The sequence below is a fragment of the Citrobacter sp. RHBSTW-00671 genome, assembly GCF_014103415.1.
GTDB lineage: Bacteria > Pseudomonadota > Gammaproteobacteria > Enterobacterales > Enterobacteriaceae > Citrobacter.
The window spans coordinates 3,954,851-3,972,682 of the sequence record NZ_JABXPR010000001.1 but is presented as its reverse complement, the minus strand read 5'-3'; the positions used below and the strand labels follow the sequence as shown (position 1 = coordinate 3,972,682).

General features: G+C 51.4%; 12 protein-coding genes and 7 tRNA genes. 4 read left to right on the top strand and 15 right to left on the bottom strand.

Features of this window, described 5'->3' with window-relative positions; genetic code table 11:
• Nucleotides 1-7 precede the first annotated feature (7 nt).
• From ybeY to miaB, 3 genes are all read right to left on the bottom strand, one after another.
• Nucleotides 8-475: an rRNA maturation RNase YbeY gene (gene ybeY / locus HV261_RS19030; RefSeq protein ID WP_202039145.1), complete on the bottom strand. Its 468-nt coding sequence runs from the start codon at nt 473-475 to the stop codon at nt 8-10.
• Nucleotides 472-1,518, bottom strand: coding sequence for a PhoH family protein (locus HV261_RS19025; protein ID WP_019076268.1), 1,047 nt, complete (start codon nt 1,516-1,518; stop codon nt 472-474). The genes ybeY and HV261_RS19025 overlap by 4 nt, the downstream gene beginning before the upstream one ends.
• 206 nt (nt 1,519-1,724) lie before the next feature.
• Nucleotides 1,725-3,155, bottom strand: coding sequence for a tRNA (N6-isopentenyl adenosine(37)-C2)-methylthiotransferase MiaB (gene miaB / locus HV261_RS19020; protein ID WP_202039144.1), 1,431 nt, complete (start codon nt 3,153-3,155; stop codon nt 1,725-1,727).
• A gap of 145 nt (nt 3,156-3,300) precedes the next feature.
• On the opposite strand from miaB, the gene ubiF reads away from it, so the two are divergent.
• Nucleotides 3,301-4,476: a 3-demethoxyubiquinol 3-hydroxylase gene (ubiF, locus tag HV261_RS19015; RefSeq protein WP_202039143.1), complete on the top strand. Its 1,176-nt coding sequence runs from the start codon at nt 3,301-3,303 to the stop codon at nt 4,474-4,476.
• A gap of 120 nt (nt 4,477-4,596) precedes the next feature.
• Here ubiF and HV261_RS19010 read toward each other — a convergent pair.
• The 12 genes from HV261_RS19010 to nagB form a co-directional block, all read right to left on the bottom strand.
• A tRNA-Gln gene (locus tag HV261_RS19010) sits at nt 4,597-4,671 on the bottom strand.
• Between the two features lie 36 nt (nt 4,672-4,707).
• A tRNA-Gln gene (locus tag HV261_RS19005) sits at nt 4,708-4,782 on the bottom strand.
• A gap of 43 nt (nt 4,783-4,825) precedes the next feature.
• A tRNA-Met gene (locus HV261_RS19000) sits at nt 4,826-4,902 on the bottom strand.
• A gap of 21 nt (nt 4,903-4,923) precedes the next feature.
• Nucleotides 4,924-4,998 (bottom strand) — tRNA-Gln (locus HV261_RS18995).
• Nucleotides 4,999-5,035: 37 nt separating this feature from the next.
• Nucleotides 5,036-5,110, bottom strand: a tRNA-Gln gene (locus tag HV261_RS18990).
• Between the two features lie 23 nt (nt 5,111-5,133).
• A tRNA-Leu gene (locus tag HV261_RS18985) sits at nt 5,134-5,218 on the bottom strand.
• An 8-nt stretch (nt 5,219-5,226) separates the two neighbouring features.
• Nucleotides 5,227-5,303 (bottom strand) — tRNA-Met (locus tag HV261_RS18980).
• A gap of 223 nt (nt 5,304-5,526) precedes the next feature.
• Entirely contained in the window at nt 5,527-7,191 is a 1,665-nt protein-coding gene (asnB, locus tag HV261_RS18975) for an asparagine synthase B (RefSeq protein WP_202039142.1), read from the bottom strand.
• Between the two features lie 300 nt (nt 7,192-7,491).
• Entirely contained in the window at nt 7,492-8,244 is a 753-nt protein-coding gene (gene nagD, locus HV261_RS18970) for a ribonucleotide monophosphatase NagD (protein ID WP_137345352.1), read from the bottom strand.
• A 182-nt stretch (nt 8,245-8,426) separates the two neighbouring features.
• Nucleotides 8,427-9,647: a DNA-binding transcriptional regulator NagC gene (gene nagC / locus HV261_RS18965; protein ID WP_137384495.1), complete on the bottom strand. Its 1,221-nt coding sequence runs from the start codon at nt 9,645-9,647 to the stop codon at nt 8,427-8,429.
• Nucleotides 9,648-9,655: 8 nt separating this feature from the next.
• Nucleotides 9,656-10,804: an N-acetylglucosamine-6-phosphate deacetylase gene (nagA, locus tag HV261_RS18960; protein ID WP_202039141.1), complete on the bottom strand. Its 1,149-nt coding sequence runs from the start codon at nt 10,802-10,804 to the stop codon at nt 9,656-9,658.
• A gap of 61 nt (nt 10,805-10,865) precedes the next feature.
• Nucleotides 10,866-11,666: a glucosamine-6-phosphate deaminase gene (nagB, locus tag HV261_RS18955; protein WP_003022803.1), complete on the bottom strand. Its 801-nt coding sequence runs from the start codon at nt 11,664-11,666 to the stop codon at nt 10,866-10,868.
• A 350-nt stretch (nt 11,667-12,016) separates the two neighbouring features.
• Here nagB and nagE point away from each other — a divergent pair, with 350 nt between their 5' ends.
• The 3 genes from nagE (at nt 12,017) to chiP (ending at nt 17,814) form a co-directional block, all read left to right on the top strand.
• Nucleotides 12,017-13,966 (top strand): PTS N-acetyl glucosamine transporter subunit IIABC, encoded by a 1,950-nt coding sequence (nagE, locus tag HV261_RS18950; RefSeq protein WP_202039140.1) that lies wholly within the window; start codon nt 12,017-12,019, stop codon nt 13,964-13,966.
• 213 nt (nt 13,967-14,179) lie between these two features.
• Nucleotides 14,180-15,847: a glutamine--tRNA ligase gene (glnS, locus tag HV261_RS18945; protein WP_202039139.1), complete on the top strand. Its 1,668-nt coding sequence runs from the start codon at nt 14,180-14,182 to the stop codon at nt 15,845-15,847.
• Nucleotides 15,848-16,407: 560 nt separating this feature from the next.
• Nucleotides 16,408-17,814, top strand: a complete 1,407-nt coding sequence (gene chiP, locus HV261_RS18940) for a chitoporin ChiP (RefSeq protein WP_137384491.1) — start codon at nt 16,408-16,410, stop codon at nt 17,812-17,814.
• The last annotated feature ends 18 nt before the right edge of the window (nt 17,815-17,832 follow it).

Below are 17,832 nucleotides of genomic sequence, written 5' to 3'. Positions count from 1 at the left end.
GAAATGCTTATTCTTTCTCGGCAATGTACGGATCCTCATAGCCCAGAGCAAGCATAATCTCTGTTTCGAGGGATTCCATCTCTTCTGCTTCGTCATCTTCAATATGGTCGTAGCCCAATAAATGCAGGCTACCGTGTACCACCATATGCGCCCAGTGGGCTTCAAGCGGTTTGCCTTGTTCTTGAGCTTCTTGCTCAACCACCTGACGGCAGATGACCAGATCGCCCAGCAGCGGCATTTCAATGCCCGGAGGCGCTTCAAACGGGAAAGAGAGCACGTTGGTTGATTTATCTTTCCCGCGATAGGTCAGGTTCAGCTCGTGGCTTTCAGCGTCATCGACCAAACGAATCGTGACCTCTGACTCTTCCTGAAACTGCGGGATCACGGCATCCAGCCATGTCTGAAACTGACTTTCTGGTGGTAAGCCGGATTCGTTTTCGCATGCCAGCTGTAAATCGAGAATAACTTGACTCATTTTTGTTCTTGCTCCTGAGCTTCGCGCTTGCGTTCTGCCGCCAGCTCGGCTTTGCGTTTCTGTTCTGCTTCTTCCCAGGCTTCATATGCCGTCACGATACGGGCAACAACCGGGTGGCGTACCACGTCTTCGCTATGGAAGAAATTAAAGCTAATCTCATCGACTTCGGCCAGCACTTCAATGGCATGACGCAGGCCAGATTTGGTGCTACGCGGCAGGTCAATCTGCGTGATGTCCCCGGTAATGACGGCTTTGGAATTAAAGCCGATACGGGTCAGAAACATTTTCATCTGTTCGATGGTGGTGTTCTGGCTCTCATCAAGAATGATGAACGCATCGTTTAACGTACGCCCGCGCATATAAGCCAGTGGTGCGACCTCAATGACATTGCGCTCAATCAGCTTCTCGACCTTTTCAAAACCCAGCATTTCGAACAGCGCGTCATACAGTGGACGCAAATACGGATCGACTTTCTGGCTCAGATCGCCTGGCAGGAAACCCAGTTTTTCACCGGCTTCAACCGCCGGACGGGTTAGCAGAATACGGCGGATCTCCTGACGCTCTAGCGCATCGACGGCAGCAGCAACCGCAAGGTACGTTTTACCGGTACCTGCCGGGCCAACGCCGAAGGTAATGTCGTGGTCAAGAATATTGGCGATGTACTGGGCCTGGTTCGGCGTACGCGGTTTAATGACGCCGCGCTTGGTTTTGATATTCACCGCTTTGCCAAACTCCGGCACGCTGTCTGCGCTCTGTTCAAGCACACGCGCTTCTTTAATCGCCAGATGAATTTGTTCTGGCTCGATGTCCTGTGTCTGACCGCGCATTGGCGCCGTATCGACATACAGGCTGCGTAAAATATCTGCCGCAGCGGTGACACAAATTGGACGACCGGTCAGTTTGAAGTGGTTATCGCGGCGGTTAATTTCGATGCCGAGACGACGCTCCAGTTGTTTTATGTTGTCATCAAATGGCCCGCAAAGGCTCAACAGGCGGGCATTGTCTGCGGGTTCAAGGGTGATTTCGCGAGTGTCTATGTTCAAACTGTTCCTCTTATGCATGTCTCGCCGGACGTTGAACATTTACCGGCATCTAAGGAAATTATTCACGCCATGGGGGAAAGGCGCAAGCATTGCGATAAATATGGGGATGACAGGGCAGATTACAAGGCCCGCCGGAGCAGCGAGCCTGGAAGTGTAGGCCCGAAAAGCGCAGCGCCATCGGGCATTATTTGCGTATTTCAGCAGGATTACGGCTGATAAATACCGACACCCAGATCGTTTTCTTTACGGGTTCGTGCGATCACTGACTCTGGGGTTTCTGCGATGCGCAGGCCCATTTCGTCTTCAGTACGCACGACTTTACCGCGCAGGGAGTTCGTCCAGACATCGGTAATTTCAACATCCACAAACTTACCGACCATTTCCGGGGTGCCTTCGAAGTTCACCACGCGGTTATTTTCGGTACGGCCTGACAGCTCCATGATGCTCTTACGCGATGTACCTTCTACCAGAATACGCTGAGTCGTGCCAAGCATACGACGGCTCCAGGCCATGGCTTGCTGGTTAATACGCTCCTGCAGGATGTACAGACGCTGTTTTTTCTCTTCTTCCGGCACATCGTCGACCATATCGGCTGCCGGAGTGCCTGGGCGCGCAGAGAAGATAAAGCTGTAACTCATGTCGAAATTGACATCAGCGATCAGCTTCATGGTCTGCTCGAAGTCCTGGGTGGTTTCACCCGGGAAGCCGACGATGAAGTCGGAGCTAATCTGGATATCCGGACGTGCTGCGCGCAGTTTACGGATGATCGCTTTGTATTCCAGCGCGGTATGGGTACGGCCCATCAGGTTCAGCACGCGATCCGAACCGCTCTGTACCGGCAGGTGCAGGAAGCTCACCAGTTCTGGCGTATCACGGTAGACCTCAACGATGTCATCGGTGAACTCGATCGGATGGCTGGTGGTAAAACGGATACGGTCAATGCCGTCGATTGCCGCGACCAGACGGAGTAGATCGGCGAACGAACCGATGGTGCCGTCGTAGTTTTCACCGCGCCAGGCGTTGACGTTTTGCCCCAGCAGGTTAACTTCACGTACGCCTTGCGCCGCAAGCTGGGCGATTTCAAACAGGATATCATCCGCCGGGCGGCTGACTTCTTCACCACGGGTGTAGGGCACCACGCAGTAAGTACAATATTTATTGCAGCCTTCCATGATGGACACAAACGCGCTTGGTCCTTCGGCACGCGGTTCCGGCAGACGATCGAACTTTTCGATCTCCGGGAAGCTGATATCTACCACCGGGCTACGGGTATTGCTACCGCGCACTTTGTTGATCATTTCCGGCAGACGATGCAGAGTTTGCGGCCCGAAAATAATATCGACGTAATGTGCGCGTTGGCGAATATGGTCGCCTTCCTGAGATGCCACGCAGCCACCAACACCAATGATGAGATCGGGATTTTTCTCTTTTAAAAGCTTCCAGCGACCTAATTGATGGAAGACTTTTTCCTGAGCCTTCTCGCGGATTGAGCAGGTATTCAGCAGCAGCACATCCGCTTCTTCCGCCACGTCGGTCAGTTGATACCCGTGAGTGGCATCCAGCAGATCGGCCATCTTCGATGAATCGTATTCGTTCATCTGACAGCCCCAGGTTTTAATATGGAGTTTTTTGGTCATCGACTTGCTCTTGCGAAATTGTGGCTGAAATGCAGGGCGCATAGTGTACTGCTTTGGCGCGGTTGTGACCAGTATGACGGATGTCAGCCTCAAGGGGTAAAAAATCCTGTAAACTTACACAATACAGGTAACAGGATGATTGACCATGACAAATCAACCAACGGAAATTGCCATTGTCGGCGGGGGGATGGTCGGTGGCGCGCTGGCGCTGGGGCTGGCGCAGCACGGATTTACGGTAACGGTTATCGAGCATGCCGTGCCCGCGCCGTTTGTGGCTGACGGACAGCCGGATGTGCGAATTTCGGCCATCAGTTCCGCCTCGGTATCGCTGCTTAAAGGGCTGGGCGTCTGGGATACGGTGCAGGGGATGCGCAGCCATCCTTATCGTCGGCTGGAGACGTGGGAATGGGAAAATGCCCATGTGGTGTTTGATGCTGCGGAGCTTAAGCTGCCGTTGTTGGGTTACATGGTGGAGAATACCGTCCTGCAACAAGCGCTCTGGCAGGCGCTGGACGCTCATCCTAAAGTGACGTTGCGCGTGCCCACATCGCTGGTTTCTTTACATCGACATAATGACCGGCATGAACTTGAGCTGGCAGATGGTGAAAAAATCACTGCGAAGCTGGTGATCGGTGCTGATGGTGCCAACTCTCAGGTACGCAAAATGGCCGGGATTGGCATCCATGCCTGGCAATACGCGCAATCTTGTATGCTGATAACTGTCCAGTGTGAAAACGCACCCGGAGACAGCACCTGGCAGCAGTTTACCCCTGACGGTCCGCGTGCCTTTTTACCGTTGTTCGACGACTGGGCTTCGCTGGTGTGGTACGACACCCCGGCGCGTATCCGTCAGTTACAAAGCTTAAGCATGGCGCAACTCCAGACAGAGATAGGCAAACATTTCCCATCGCGACTGGGTAACGTGTTGCCTGTGGCTGCAGGCGCATTTCCGCTGACACGTCGTCATGCGTTGCAGTATGTCCAGCCGGGACTGGCGTTGGTCGGTGATGCAGCGCATACCATTCATCCCTTGGCGGGGCAGGGCGTAAATCTGGGATTTCGCGATGTCGATGCGCTGATTGACGTGCTGGTGAATGCCCGCAGCTACGGTGAGTCCTGGGCCAGCCAGCCGGTACTGAAACGCTATCAGAATCGCCGCATGACCGATAATTTCATCATGCAGAGCGGCATGGATTTGTTCTACGCCGGGTTCAGTAATAACCTGCAACCGCTGCGCATCATGCGTAATCTTGGACTCATGGCTGCAGAGCGCGCAGGCGTGCTGAAACGCCAGGCGCTGAAGTATGCGCTAGGGTTGTAGCTCGGGTGGTGCCTGATGGCGCTACGCTTATCAGGCCTACAGTTCATGTAGGCCAGGTAAGGCTTGCCGTCACCCGACGTTAGAAAAGCAAAAAGCTCGCCGAAGCGAGCTTTTTTAATATGGCTGGGGTACGAGGATTCGAACCTCGGAATGCTGGTATCAGAAACCAGAGCCTTACCGCTTGGCGATACCCCAACGGGTGCACCCACAGAGTGGACGACTTTTTGAAATTGGCTGGGGTACGAGGATTCGAACCTCGGAATGCTGGTATCAGAAACCAGAGCCTTACCGCTTGGCGATACCCCAACAATTTTTTGGATTTACCGAACGAGTCGATACGTCCTTAATATGGTGGCTACGACGGGATTCGAACCTGTGACCCCATCATTATGAGTGATGTGCTCTAACCAGCTGAGCTACGTAGCCAAATACTAACATATTCTTCGATGGCTGGGGTACCTGGATTCGAACCAGGGAATGCCGGTATCAAAAACCGGTGCCTTACCGCTTGGCGATACCCCAATGACCGTCGCGGTGAACCGCTATATCGAAGAAAAAATGGCTGGGGTACCTGGATTCGAACCAGGGAATGCCGGTATCAAAAACCGGTGCCTTACCGCTTGGCGATACCCCATCCGTGCAACGCTTACGGGTGAATGGTGCGGGAGGCGAGACTTGAACTCGCACACCTTGCGGCGCCAGAACCTAAATCTGGTGCGTCTACCAATTTCGCCACTCCCGCAAAAAAGATGGTGGCTACGACGGGATTCGAACCTGTGACCCCATCATTATGAGTGATGTGCTCTAACCAGCTGAGCTACGTAGCCATCTTTTTTTCGCGTAACCTTATCGGCGTTGCGGGGCGCATTATGCGTATTGAGCCTTGAAGCGTCAACCCCTTTTTCATTGAAAATAGCTGGAATGTGACTGTTTGGTTAGGTTGCGAACAGCATGACGCAATATTCGGCAATTATTAGTTATTAATTGTTTTTTCACGCGCTAAATCGACATAAAAAAAGAGCCCCGCAGGGCTCTTTGCTGATGATTCGCTTACTTATAGGCTGACTGATGCACACCAACAGCGCGACCAGACGGATCGTTCATGGTTTTGAACGCTTCATCCCATTCAATGGCTTTTGCTGAGGAACAGGCAACAGAAGGGCCACCAGGAACACATTCAGCCGCGCTGGCAACCGGGAACAGTTCCTCAAAAATCTCACGATACAAATACGCTTCTTTAGATGATGGCGTGTTATACGGGAAGCGGAAGCTGGCGGTTTCCAGTTGTTGATCGGAAACTTGCTCTGCAGCGACTTCTTTCAGCGTGTCAATCCAGCTGTAACCGACGCCGTCAGAGAACTGCTCTTTCTGACGCCACGCTACGCTTGCCGGCAGATACGATTCAAAACACTCGCGCAGGACATGTTTTTCCATTTTTCCGTTGCCGCACATTTTGTCCTGTGGGTTGATGCGCATTGCCACATCAAGGAATTTTTTGTCCAGGAAAGGCACACGGGCTTCGACACCCCAAGCAGACATTGCTTTGTTGGCACGGGCGCAGTCGAACATGTGCAGCGCCTGCAGTTTACGCACGGTTTCTTCATGCAACTCTTTCGCGTCTGGCGCTTTGTGGAAGTAGAGATAGCCGCCAAACACTTCGTCTGACCCTTCGCCCGATAACACCATTTTAATGCCCATCGCTTTAATTTTACGCGACATTAAGTACATCGGCGTGGAGGCGCGGATGGTGGTGACATCATAAGTTTCAATGTGATAAATCACGTCGCGAATAGCATCCAGACCTTCCTGCACGGTGAAATGGATCTCATGGTGGACAGTACCAAGGTGGTTTGCCACTTCCTGCGCGGCTTTCAGGTCCGGTGCGCCTTCGAGGCCAACCGCGAAAGAGTGCAGTTGCGGCCACCACGCTTCACTGCGCTCCTGATCTTCTACACGACGCGCCGCATACTTTTTCGTGATGGCGGAAATCACGGAGGAGTCCAGACCGCCGGATAACAGCACGCCGTAAGGAACATCGGACATCAGGTGACTTTTCACGGCATCTTCCAGCGCCTGGCGCAGCTCGTTTTTATCCGTAACGTTGTCTTTTACTGCATCGTAATCAAACCAGTCACGCTGGTAATACTGACGAATTTCGCCGTCTTTACTCCACAGATAGCTACCCGCCGGGAATTCTTTAATCGTACGGCAAACAGGGACCAGCGCCTTCATTTCAGACGCAACATAGAAGTTACCGTGTTCGTCGTAGCCCATATACAGTGGGATGATGCCGATGTGATCGCGGCCAATCAGGTAAGCATCCTGCTCGCTGTCGTACAGTGCGAAGGCAAACATGCCTTGCAGGTCATCCAGAAACTCTGGGCCTTTTTCCTGATACAGCGCAAGGATAACTTCGCAGTCAGAACCGGTCTGGAACTGATAGCGATCGCCGTATTCGGCACGCAGCGCCTGATGGTTATAAATCTCACCGTTAACGGCCAGGATATGTGTTTTCTTCACGTTATACAGCGGCTGAGCACCGGCGTTGACGTCGACAATAGACAGACGTTCGTGCGCCAGAATAGCGTTATCGCTGGCGTAAATACCAGACCAGTCCGGGCCGCGGTGGCGCATCAGACGGGACAATTCCAGAGCCTTTTTACGCAGTTCAACTGCGTCAGTTTTAATATCGAATACGCCAAAAATAGAACACATAACCTTCTCCGTTAACCTGTTGCGTGATGCTTTTTATGTTTGCTTGATAAAGAAAATGCCGCAAAGCCGCTGGGGGCGCAAGGAGTTTGGTGGGCTGAAAATAAAAAACTCAATGATGATTGTTGAATGGTGAAAAAAGATTACGTAATAAGCGCATTTATTGATGAATCATCAATAAAATGGCGATTTTATTAGATGGAGGAATTTCTGTGGGCCGAATAAGGCGCTTACGCCATCATCCGGCATCCACGCCACAACATTGCCGGATGATAACGCGCGAGCGTCTTATCCGGCCTGGGATCAAATCACATCAATCTCTGCAACGGAGGGATAGATCCAGCTTGGTCTGAACGGCATGTTGTCAATATCGTCAAGCTTGGATACGCCAGACAGTACCAGGATAGTTTCCAGACCCGCTTGGAAACCTGCCAGAATATCGGTGCGCAGGTTGTCGCCAACAATGACCGTTTCTTCTGAGTGCGCCTGCATTTTGTTGAGTGCTGCGCGAATAATCCACGGGCTGGGTTTGCCGACATAAAACGGTTTACGGCCGGAGATCTTCTCAATACCGGCGCAGAGCGCACCACAGGCAGGGTAAAAGCCGCGACCGTGGGTATCCGGGTTAGTGGCGATAAAACGTGCGCCGTTAGCCACAAAGTAAGCCGCTTTATGCATCATGTCCCAGTTGTACGAACGGGTCTCTCCGACAATGACAAAATCAGGGTTAACGTCGGTAATAGTAAAGCCAGCTTTATACAGCTCATGGATTAACGCGCCTTCACCCACCACGTAGGCTTTTTTCCCTTCCTGGCGACGGAGAAAATCAGCAGTAGCCATGGCGGAAGTATAAAAGACGCTATCGGGGACATTCACACCCGCGGTGGCGAAGCGGTTTGCCAGATCTTGCCCGGTCTGCGAAGGGTAGTTCGTCAGCAGGACTAACGGTAAACCTTTCTCCAGAATGCCGGTCAGAAATTCTGCTGCACCGGGTACGGCAACATTATCGTGCATCAGCACGCCGTCGATATCACAAATTACATTCTTAATAGTCATGAACTACCCAGGGAATTCGTTATGAGTCTTATATACCCGTCATACTTCAAGTTGCATGTGCGTCGGCTTTCCTCGCTCACCCCAGTCACGTACTGGTGTACCCTCCAGGGGATTCGCTGCGTCGCCGCCTTCCTGTAACTCGAATTATTTAGGGTATAGTAATCCACTACTATATGAGAGCATTAGCTTTCCAGCAAACGTTGCAGCAATGAACCATTGAGCATGGCGCGCTTCACCAGCGCAAATGCACCAATCGCTGAACGGTGATCCAGCGTGGAACGAACCACCGGTAAATTGTGGCGAAACGCCTTCAGTGCCTGATTATTAATGCAGCTTTCTATTGCCGGAAGCAGGACTTTATCTGCTTCGGTAATCTCACCGGCAATGACGACTTTTTGCGGATTAAACAGGTTAATCGCAATCGCGATGGTTTTACCCAGGTGGCGACCCACGTGCTCGATAACTTCTGCTGCCAGATTGTCACCTTTGTTGGCTGCCTTACAGATAGCTTTGATGCTGCAATCGTCCAGCGTGAGGCGACTCGGATAGCCTTGCTTCAGTAAATTTTGTACGCGATGTTCAATGGACGCATTGGCAGCGATCGTTTCCAGGCAACCAAAGTTACCGCAATGGCAGCGTTCGCCCAGCGGTTCAACCTGGATATGGCCAATTTCACCTACGTTGCCGTTGCGTCCGATGAAAATACGCCCATTGGAGATTATCCCTGCGCCGGTTCCGCGATGGACACGCACCAGAATGGAGTCTTCGCAGTCCTGACTTGCCCCAAAATAGTGCTCGGCAAGTGCCAGACTGCGGATATCATGGCCGACAAAACAGGTGACCTGAAAACGTTTTTCCAGCGCGTCGACCAGTCCCCAGTTTTCAACCTGAATATGGGGCATATAGCGAATGACGCCACTTTCGGGGTCAACGAGGCCTGGCAGGATAACGGAGATTGCAATCAGCTCACGGATTTTCCGCTGGCAGCTGTCAATAAAGGTGGCAATCGTATTGAGCAGCGCGTGCTCCAGGGTTTCCTGGGTGCGCTCGGGTAGCGGATAATGCTCTTCGGCAACCACTTTGCTGCTCATATCATAGAGCGTCAGCGTGGTGTCGTGGCGGCCAAGGCGAACGCCAATGGCGTGGAAATTACGGGTTTCGGTGACGATAGAGATGGCGCGGCGGCCCCCGGTGGAGGCCTGCTGATCGACTTCTTTGATCAGCCCGCGTTCAATCAGTTGACGCGTAATTTTGGTTACGCTGGCGGGAGCAAGCTGGCTTTGCTCGGCAATCTGAATTCGCGAGATTGGCCCATGCTGGTCAATCAGGCGATAAACTGCCGCGCTGTTAAGCTGTTTTACGAGATCAACATTACCTATTTGAGCTTGTCCGCCTGGTGTCATTCTTTTTCTTACTCAGTAACGACCTCGTTGCCATTAACGATGGTCTTGATAATTTTAAAGTCGTGCGTGAACGCGGTCAGGTTGGCTACTTTGCCTGGCGCGATACTGCCGAGTTGTTTGTCGACGCCAATGGCGCGAGCAGGGTAGAGCGTTGCCATACGCAGGACTTCGTCCAGTGCGATACCGCAATGTTCAACCAGATTGCGTACACCTTCGATCATGGTTAATGATGAACCGCTCAGCGTGCCGTTCTCATCAACACACAGTCCATTGCGGTAGTATATTGTTTTACCAGCGAAAATGAACTGCTCAATGTTTGCACCCGCCGGCGCAGTTGCGTCGGTTACCAGGCACAGTTTGTCACCTTTCAGGCGTTTGGCATTGCGAATGTTGGCATAGTCAACATGCATGCCATCGGCGATGATACCGCAATAAATATCGGCCTCATCCAGAATTGCGCCTGCCAGACCTGGTTCGCGACCGGTAATATAAGGCATCGCATTGAACAGATGTGTTGCAAAGGAAATGCCTGCACGGAAACCGATTTTTGCTTCCTTCAGCGTCGCGTTAGAGTGGCCCGCAGACACCACGATACCTGCATTCACCAGTTGGGTGATCACGTCGACAGGAACCATTTCAGGCGCCAGCGTCACTTTGGTGATGACATCCGCATTATCGCACAGGAAATCGACCAGCGCAGCGTCTGGCTGGCGGACAAAGCTCGGATTATGCGTACCTTTTTTCACCAGATTCAGCCACGGACCTTCAAGGTGTAGCCCTAATGCCTGATTTGGATGCTTAGCGAGGTATTCACGCATAACGCGAACGCCCTGTTTCATCAGGTCATCGCTGGTGGTGATTAGCGTTGGCAGATAGTTGGTGCAGCCAGATTTTTCATTGGCTTTCTGCATGATTTCCAGCGTTTCAACGGTAACGGCCTCTGCCGTATCGTTAAACTGTACACCGCCGCAGCCGTTTAACTGCACATCAATAAAACCGGGGGAGACAATGGCCCCATTCAGCGAGCGCTGTTCAATCCCTGACGGCAATTCAGACAGTGGGCAAACGCTATCGATCAGGCCATTGGCGACAACAATCGCATGGTCATCAAGAATTTCGTGACCGGTAAAAATCCGGCCCTGGGTTAAAGCATACATTCCGACCCCCGATTTCAAAAAAATGCCGCCCTGCAACAAGTCGACAGGGCGGAGACAACAATTACAGACCTTTAATATTTTCCGCTTCTAACTCGTTAAAGTATTTCAGCGTTTTCACTTTCAGTTCCATAGTGGAAGGCTCATCGCAGACCACAACCGCTTTCGGATGCAGTTGCAGACAGCTGATAGTCCACATGTGGTTAACGTTACCTTCAACAGCCGCCTGCAGCGCCTGGGCTTTCTGGTGACCCAGCACCAGGATCATTACTTCTTCAGCATCCAACAGGGTGCCCACGCCTACGGTCAGTGCATATTTAGGCACCTGGCTTACGTCGCCGTCAAAGAAGCGTGAGTTTGCTACACGGGTGTCGTGGGTCAGCGTTTTGATACGAGTACGGGAAGCTAAAGAAGAAGCGGGTTCGTTGAACGCAATGTGCCCATCGTTACCTACGCCGCCCATAAACAGATGGATTTTACCGTAAGAACGGATTTTCTCTTCATACTGACGGCATTCTGCATCAATATCCGGCGCGTTACCATTGAGGAGGTTGATGTTTTCTGCTGGAATATCAACATGATCAAAGAAGTTACGGTGCATAAAGCTGTGATAGCTTTCCGGATGCTCTTTCGGCAGGCCAACATATTCGTCCATGTTGAAAGTGACAACATGTTTGAAGCTCACCTGGCCCGCTTTGTGCATTTCGACTAATGCTTTATAGGCAGTCAGCGGAGTGCCGCCAGTCGGCAGGCCCAGAACGAACGGACGATCTGCCGTTGGTTTGAACGCGTTAATACGGTTAACGATATGGCGAGCAGCCCATTTGCCGACTTGTTCAGCGGTATTCAGGGGGATCAGTCTCATTCTTCACCTCAAAAGTAAATGTAAGCAGTTGGCGGATTGAGTCTCTGTGCAGTATTAAGCGTAACCTGGTTTTGCATCGGTAAGGATCAATCCGTTTCGATTTTTTGAATGATAAAATAAGTTTTCGTAGTTAGCCAGTGTAAGGGAGGGTTAATAACGATATTTGGTGATTGGAATCACAAAAAACACGCTTTTAATTTGCGATACGAATTAATTTTTCACACACTCTGAATGTAGATGAATGGTTAATGTTGTTGTTCCAAAATCTCTTGCTGTTGCAGTTAGGAATGGTCGCACAATAAAAATATGGCTTCAAAGGAGCCTAATCGGGGTCTCGTAGGGGGAATAAAATGAATATTTTAGGTTTTTTCCAGCGGCTGGGTAGGGCGTTACAGCTCCCCATCGCGGTGCTGCCAGTCGCGGCACTGTTGCTGCGATTCGGCCAACCAGATTTACTGAACGTACCCTTCATCGCGCAAGCGGGTGGGGCTATCTTTGATAACCTCGCGTTAATTTTTGCTATCGGTGTGGCTTCCAGCTGGTCTAAAGACAGCGCGGGTGCGGCAGCGCTGGCAGGTGCGGTTGGTTATTTCATATTGACCAAAGCAATGGTTACCATTAACCCGGCGATCAACATGGGCGTCCTGGCGGGTATCATCACCGGTCTGGTCGGCGGTGCCGTGTATAACCGTTGGTCTGGCATCAAACTGCCTGATTTCCTGAGCTTCTTCGGCGGCAAACGTTTTGTACCCATCGCCACTGGCTTCTTCTGTTTAATACTGGCTGCTATCTTCGGCTACGTGTGGCCGCCGGTGCAGAACGCCATCCATGCGGGTGGTGAGTGGATCGTGGGCGCTGGCGCGCTGGGCTCTGGTATTTTTGGTTTCATCAACCGTCTGCTGATCCCAACCGGTCTGCATCAGGTGCTGAACACCATCGCCTGGTTCCAGATTGGCGAATTCACTAACGCTGCAGGTACCGTATTCCACGGTGATATCAACCGCTTCTACGCGGGTGACGGCACTGCGGGTATGTTCATGTCTGGCTTCTTCCCGATCATGATGTTTGGTCTGCCGGGTGCGGCACTGGCGATGTACTTCGCTGCGCCGAAAGCGCGTCGTCCGATGGTCGGCGGTATGCTGCTGTCCGTTGCTATCACCGCATTCCTGACCGGTGTTACCGAGCCGCTGGAATTCCTGTTTATGTTCCTGGCGCCGTTGCTGTACCTCCTGCACGCCGTTCTGACAGGTATCAGCCTGTTCGTTGCGACGCTGTTGGGGATCCACGCGGGCTTCTCCTTCTCCGCAGGTGCTATCGACTACGTGTTGATGTACAACCTGCCGGCTGCAAGTAAGAACGTCTGGATGCTGGTCGTCATGGGTCTGGTGTTCTTCGTTATCTACTTCGTCCTGTTCAGCGCGGTTATTCGTATGTTTAACCTGAAAACGCCGGGCCGCGAAGATAAAGAAGACGAGATTGTTACTGACGAAGCGAACAGCAATACCGAAGAAGGTTTAGCTCAACTGGCTACCAGCTACATTGCAGCGGTTGGCGGTACCGATAACCTGAAAGCGATTGATGCCTGTATCACCCGTCTGCGTCTGACCGTTGGTGATTCTGCCCGCGTAAATGATGCGATGTGCAAACGCTTAGGTGCATCAGGTGTGGTGAAACTGAACAAACAAACTATTCAGGTCATCGTGGGTGCGAAAGCTGAATCTATCGGCGACGAAATGAAGAAAGTTGTGGCTCGTGGTCCGGTTGCGGCAGCGTCTACTGACAAAGCCCCGGCAGCGGCTGCCCCGGTTGCAAAACCGCAGGCAGTAGCGAATGCAGCCACCATTGAAGCGCTGGTTTCCCCGATTACCGGTGATGTGGTTGCACTGGAGCAGGTGCCTGATGAAGCCTTCGCCAGCAAAGCAGTGGGTGACGGCGTGGCGGTAAAACCAACGGATAAAATCGTGGTTTCTCCGGCAGCGGGTACTATTGTGAAAATCTTCAACACCAACCATGCGTTCTGTCTGGAAACGGAAAAAGGCGCGGAAATCGTGGTCCATATGGGTATCGATACCGTGGCACTGGAAGGTAAAGGCTTTAAACGTCTGGTTGAAGAAGGTGCGGTTGTTGCAGCAGGCCAACCGATTCTGGAAATGGATCTGGAATACCTGAATGCGAACGCACGTTCCATGATTAGCCCGGTTGTTTGCAGCAATAGCGATGATTTCGGTGGTCTGGTTATTAAAGCCGAAGGTCATGTCGTTGCCGGTCAAACACCACTGTATGAGATTAAAGGTAAGTAATTGCTCGTAGGCTGGATAAGGCGTAAGCGCCGCCATCCGGCACGATGAGATGGATTAAACGCGGCGGGGGATATTCCTCCGCCGCTTTTTTTTGCAGCAAATGTCCTTATTATTTTCATCTGGTACGTATTTTCCGTAACTAAGGGTTGTCACTACGTCCGGCTTATAAGATCATATGCCGTTATACGTTGTTTACGCTTTGAGGAATCCACGATGAGTGAGGCTGAAGCCCGCCCGAGTAACTTTATTCGTCAGATCATCGATGAAGATCTGGCCAGTGGTAAGCACACCACTATCCATACCCGTTTTCCGCCAGAGCCAAATGGCTATCTGCACATTGGCCACGCGAAATCCATTTGTCTGAACTTTGGTATTGCGCAAGATTACCATGGCCAGTGCAACCTGCGTTTTGATGATACGAACCCGGTTAAAGAAGATATCGAGTACGTTGAATCGATTAAAAACGACGTTGAATGGTTAGGTTTCCACTGGACTGGCGACATTCGCTACTCTTCGGATTACTTCGATCAGCTACATGCTTACGCGGTAGAGCTTATTAACAAAGGCCTGGCGTATGTCGACGAACTGTCTGCTGACGAAATTCGCGAATACCGTGGCACGCTGACGCAGCCGGGTAAAAACAGCCCGTTCCGCGATCGCAGCGTTGAAGAAAACCTCGCGCTGTTTGAAAAAATGCGTACCGGTGGTTTTGAAGAAGGTAAAGCCTGCCTGCGTGCGAAAATCGATATGGCTTCGCCGTTTATCGTGATGCGTGACCCGGTGCTGTACCGCATTAAGTTTGCTGAACACCATCAGACGGGCAACAAGTGGTGCATCTATCCGATGTACGACTTCACCCATTGCATCAGCGATGCGCTGGAAGGCATCACACATTCACTGTGTACGCTGGAATTCCAGGATAACCGTCGTCTGTACGACTGGGTGCTGGATAACATCACCATTCCGGTTCACCCGCGCCAGTACGAGTTCTCGCGCCTGAATCTGGAATACACCGTGATGTCCAAGCGTAAGCTGAACCTGCTGGTGACTGATAAGCACGTTGAAGGCTGGGACGATCCGCGTATGCCGACTATCTCGGGTCTGCGCCGTCGTGGTTACACCGCTGCTGCAATTCGTGAATTCTGCAAACGTATCGGTGTGACCAAACAGGATAACACCATTGAAATCGCTTCTCTGGAATCCTGCATCCGTGAAGATCTGAACGAAAACGCACCGCGCGCAATGGCGGTTATCGATCCGGTGAAACTGGTTATCGAAAACTACCCACAGGGCGAAAGCGAGTTGGTCACGATGCCTAACCATCCGAGCAAGCCGGAAATGGGCAGCCGTGAAGTGCCGTTCAGCGGTGAAATCTGGATCGACAGAGCCGATTTCCGCGAAGAAGCCAACAAACAGTACAAGCGTCTGGTGATGGGTAAAGAAGTCCGTCTGCGTAATGCTTACGTCATTAAAGCTGAGCGCGTAGAGAAAGATGCGGAAGGGAATATCACGACTATTTTCTGCACCTACGATGCTGACACGCTGAGTAAAGACCCGGCTGATGGGCGTAAAGTAAAAGGCGTTATTCATTGGGTAAGTGCGGCTCATGCGCTGCCGATTGAAATCCGTCTGTACGATCGTCTGTTCAGCGTACCTAACCCGGGGGCTGCGGAAGACTTCCTGTCCGTGATTAACCCAGAGTCGCTGGTGATTAAACAGGGCTATGGTGAGCCTTCGCTACAGGCCGCGGTTGCTGGTAAAGCATTCCAGTTCGAGCGTGAAGGGTACTTCTGCCTCGACAGCCGCTATGCAACAGCTGACAAACTGGTGTTTAACCGCACCGTGGGTCTGCGCGATACATGGGCTAAAGTAGGCGAATAAACCGTCGTTACGCATCCTTTCAAACGCCGCACTCTGCGGCGTTTTTTTTCGCCTGAAAATGGTTAGCAGACTCTATTTGCGCAGCGAAATAATTGTTATTCAGGAATGATTTTTGTCGTTTATATTTTTCTAACAAAAACCTTGTGTTATCAGTCACTCTGGACTGAAACCGATTTCATCTTTATGGAAAACAAGCCTTTTTTCAATTATTCAACGCTTTTTTATCTTCCAATGAAAATGTAACAGAAAGCAATGAAATATGTGCGGTTGCTCATGTTCTTACATACTGGTTACAAAAAGAGATTGATAATTCGCGTCGCGAAAAATAGTCTATTCATTGTAGTCAATGAGGTTTTCTCAGCGCTACTTTTTTATTTTTGCTTTTTCGCTGACCGCTTTTATCGGCAGCATTTTATACCCAATGAATTTCGAGTTGCATCAAGGCGGCGACGCCGTGAATTCCCTGGAGCGTACATCAGTACGTGACGGGGATGAGCGAGGAAAGCCAACGCAGATGCGGCTTGAAAGACGAAGGGTTATACGTCAAAGAGGATTAACATATGCGTACGTTTAGTGGCAAACGTAGTACGCTGGCGCTGGCTATCGCCGGTATCACAGCAATGTCGGGTTTTGTTGTCGCTCCCCAGGTTCACGCCGAAGGTTTTATTGATGACTCTACCTTAACGGGTGGCATTTATTACTGGCAGCGTGAGCGTGACCGTAAAGATGTGACCGATCATGACAAATACAAGACTAACCTTTCTCACTCCACCTGGAACGCTAACCTCGACTTCCAGTCCGGTTATGCGGCTGATATGTTTGGTATTGATGTCGCAGCATTTACCGCTATCGAAATGAACGAAAGTAGCGAAAGTGGCCATCCAAACGAAATCGCATTCTCTTCAAAAAATAAAGGCTATGACGAAGATTACTCCGGCGATAAGAGCGGGATTAGCCTGTATAAAGCGGCCGCCAAATTTAAATTTGGCCCAACCTGGGCGCGCGCGGGTTATATTCAGCCAACCGGACAAACTCTGCTGGCACCACACTGGAGCTTTATGCCAGGTACCTATCAGGGTGCTGAAGCCGGTGCCAACTTCGATTATGGCGATGCGGGTGCGCTGAGCTTCTCCTATATGTGGGCCAACGAATATAAAGCACCGTGGCACACCGAAGTCGATAAATTCTATCAGGCCGATAAAAAGACCAAAGTTGATTACCTCCATTCAATCGGCGCCAAGTATGACTTCAAAAATAACCTGTTGCTGGAAGCCGCATTCGGTCAGTCTGAAGGCTATGTCGATCAGTATTTCGCCAAAGCCAGCTACAAATTTGATTTAGGCGGTAACCCGTTTACCACCAGCTACCAGTTCTACGGTGCCCGCGATAAGGTTGATGACCGCACGGTTAACGACATTTATGATGGCACGGCCTGGCTGCAGGCACTGACCTTCGGCTACAAAGTGGCAGAAGTCGTTGATCTGCGACTGGAAGGGACCTGGGTTAAAGCTGACGGGCAGCAGGGCTACTTCCTGCAGCGTATGACCCCGACCTATGCGTCTTCAAACGGTCGTCTGGACGTTTGGTGGGATAACCGCTCTGACTTCAACGCCAACGGTGAAAAGGCCGTGTTCTTTGGCGCGATGTATGACCTGAAGAACTGGAACCTGCCTGGCTGGGCTGTGGGTGCATCATACGTTTACGCGTGGGATGCTAAACCGGCAACCTGGCAGCTCAACCCGGATGCGTACTACGACAAAAACCGTACTATTGAAGAGTCGTCTTACAGCCTGGATGCGGTCTATACCCTGCAGGACGGCCGTGCGAAGGGCACTATGTTTAAACTGCACTTCACCCAGTACGACAACCATTCGGATATTCCGAGCTGGGGCGGTGGTTACGGTAACATCTTCCAGGATGAGCGTGACGTGAAATTCATCGTTATTGCTCCTTTCACCATCTTCTAATGCCGACAGCGGCAGGCC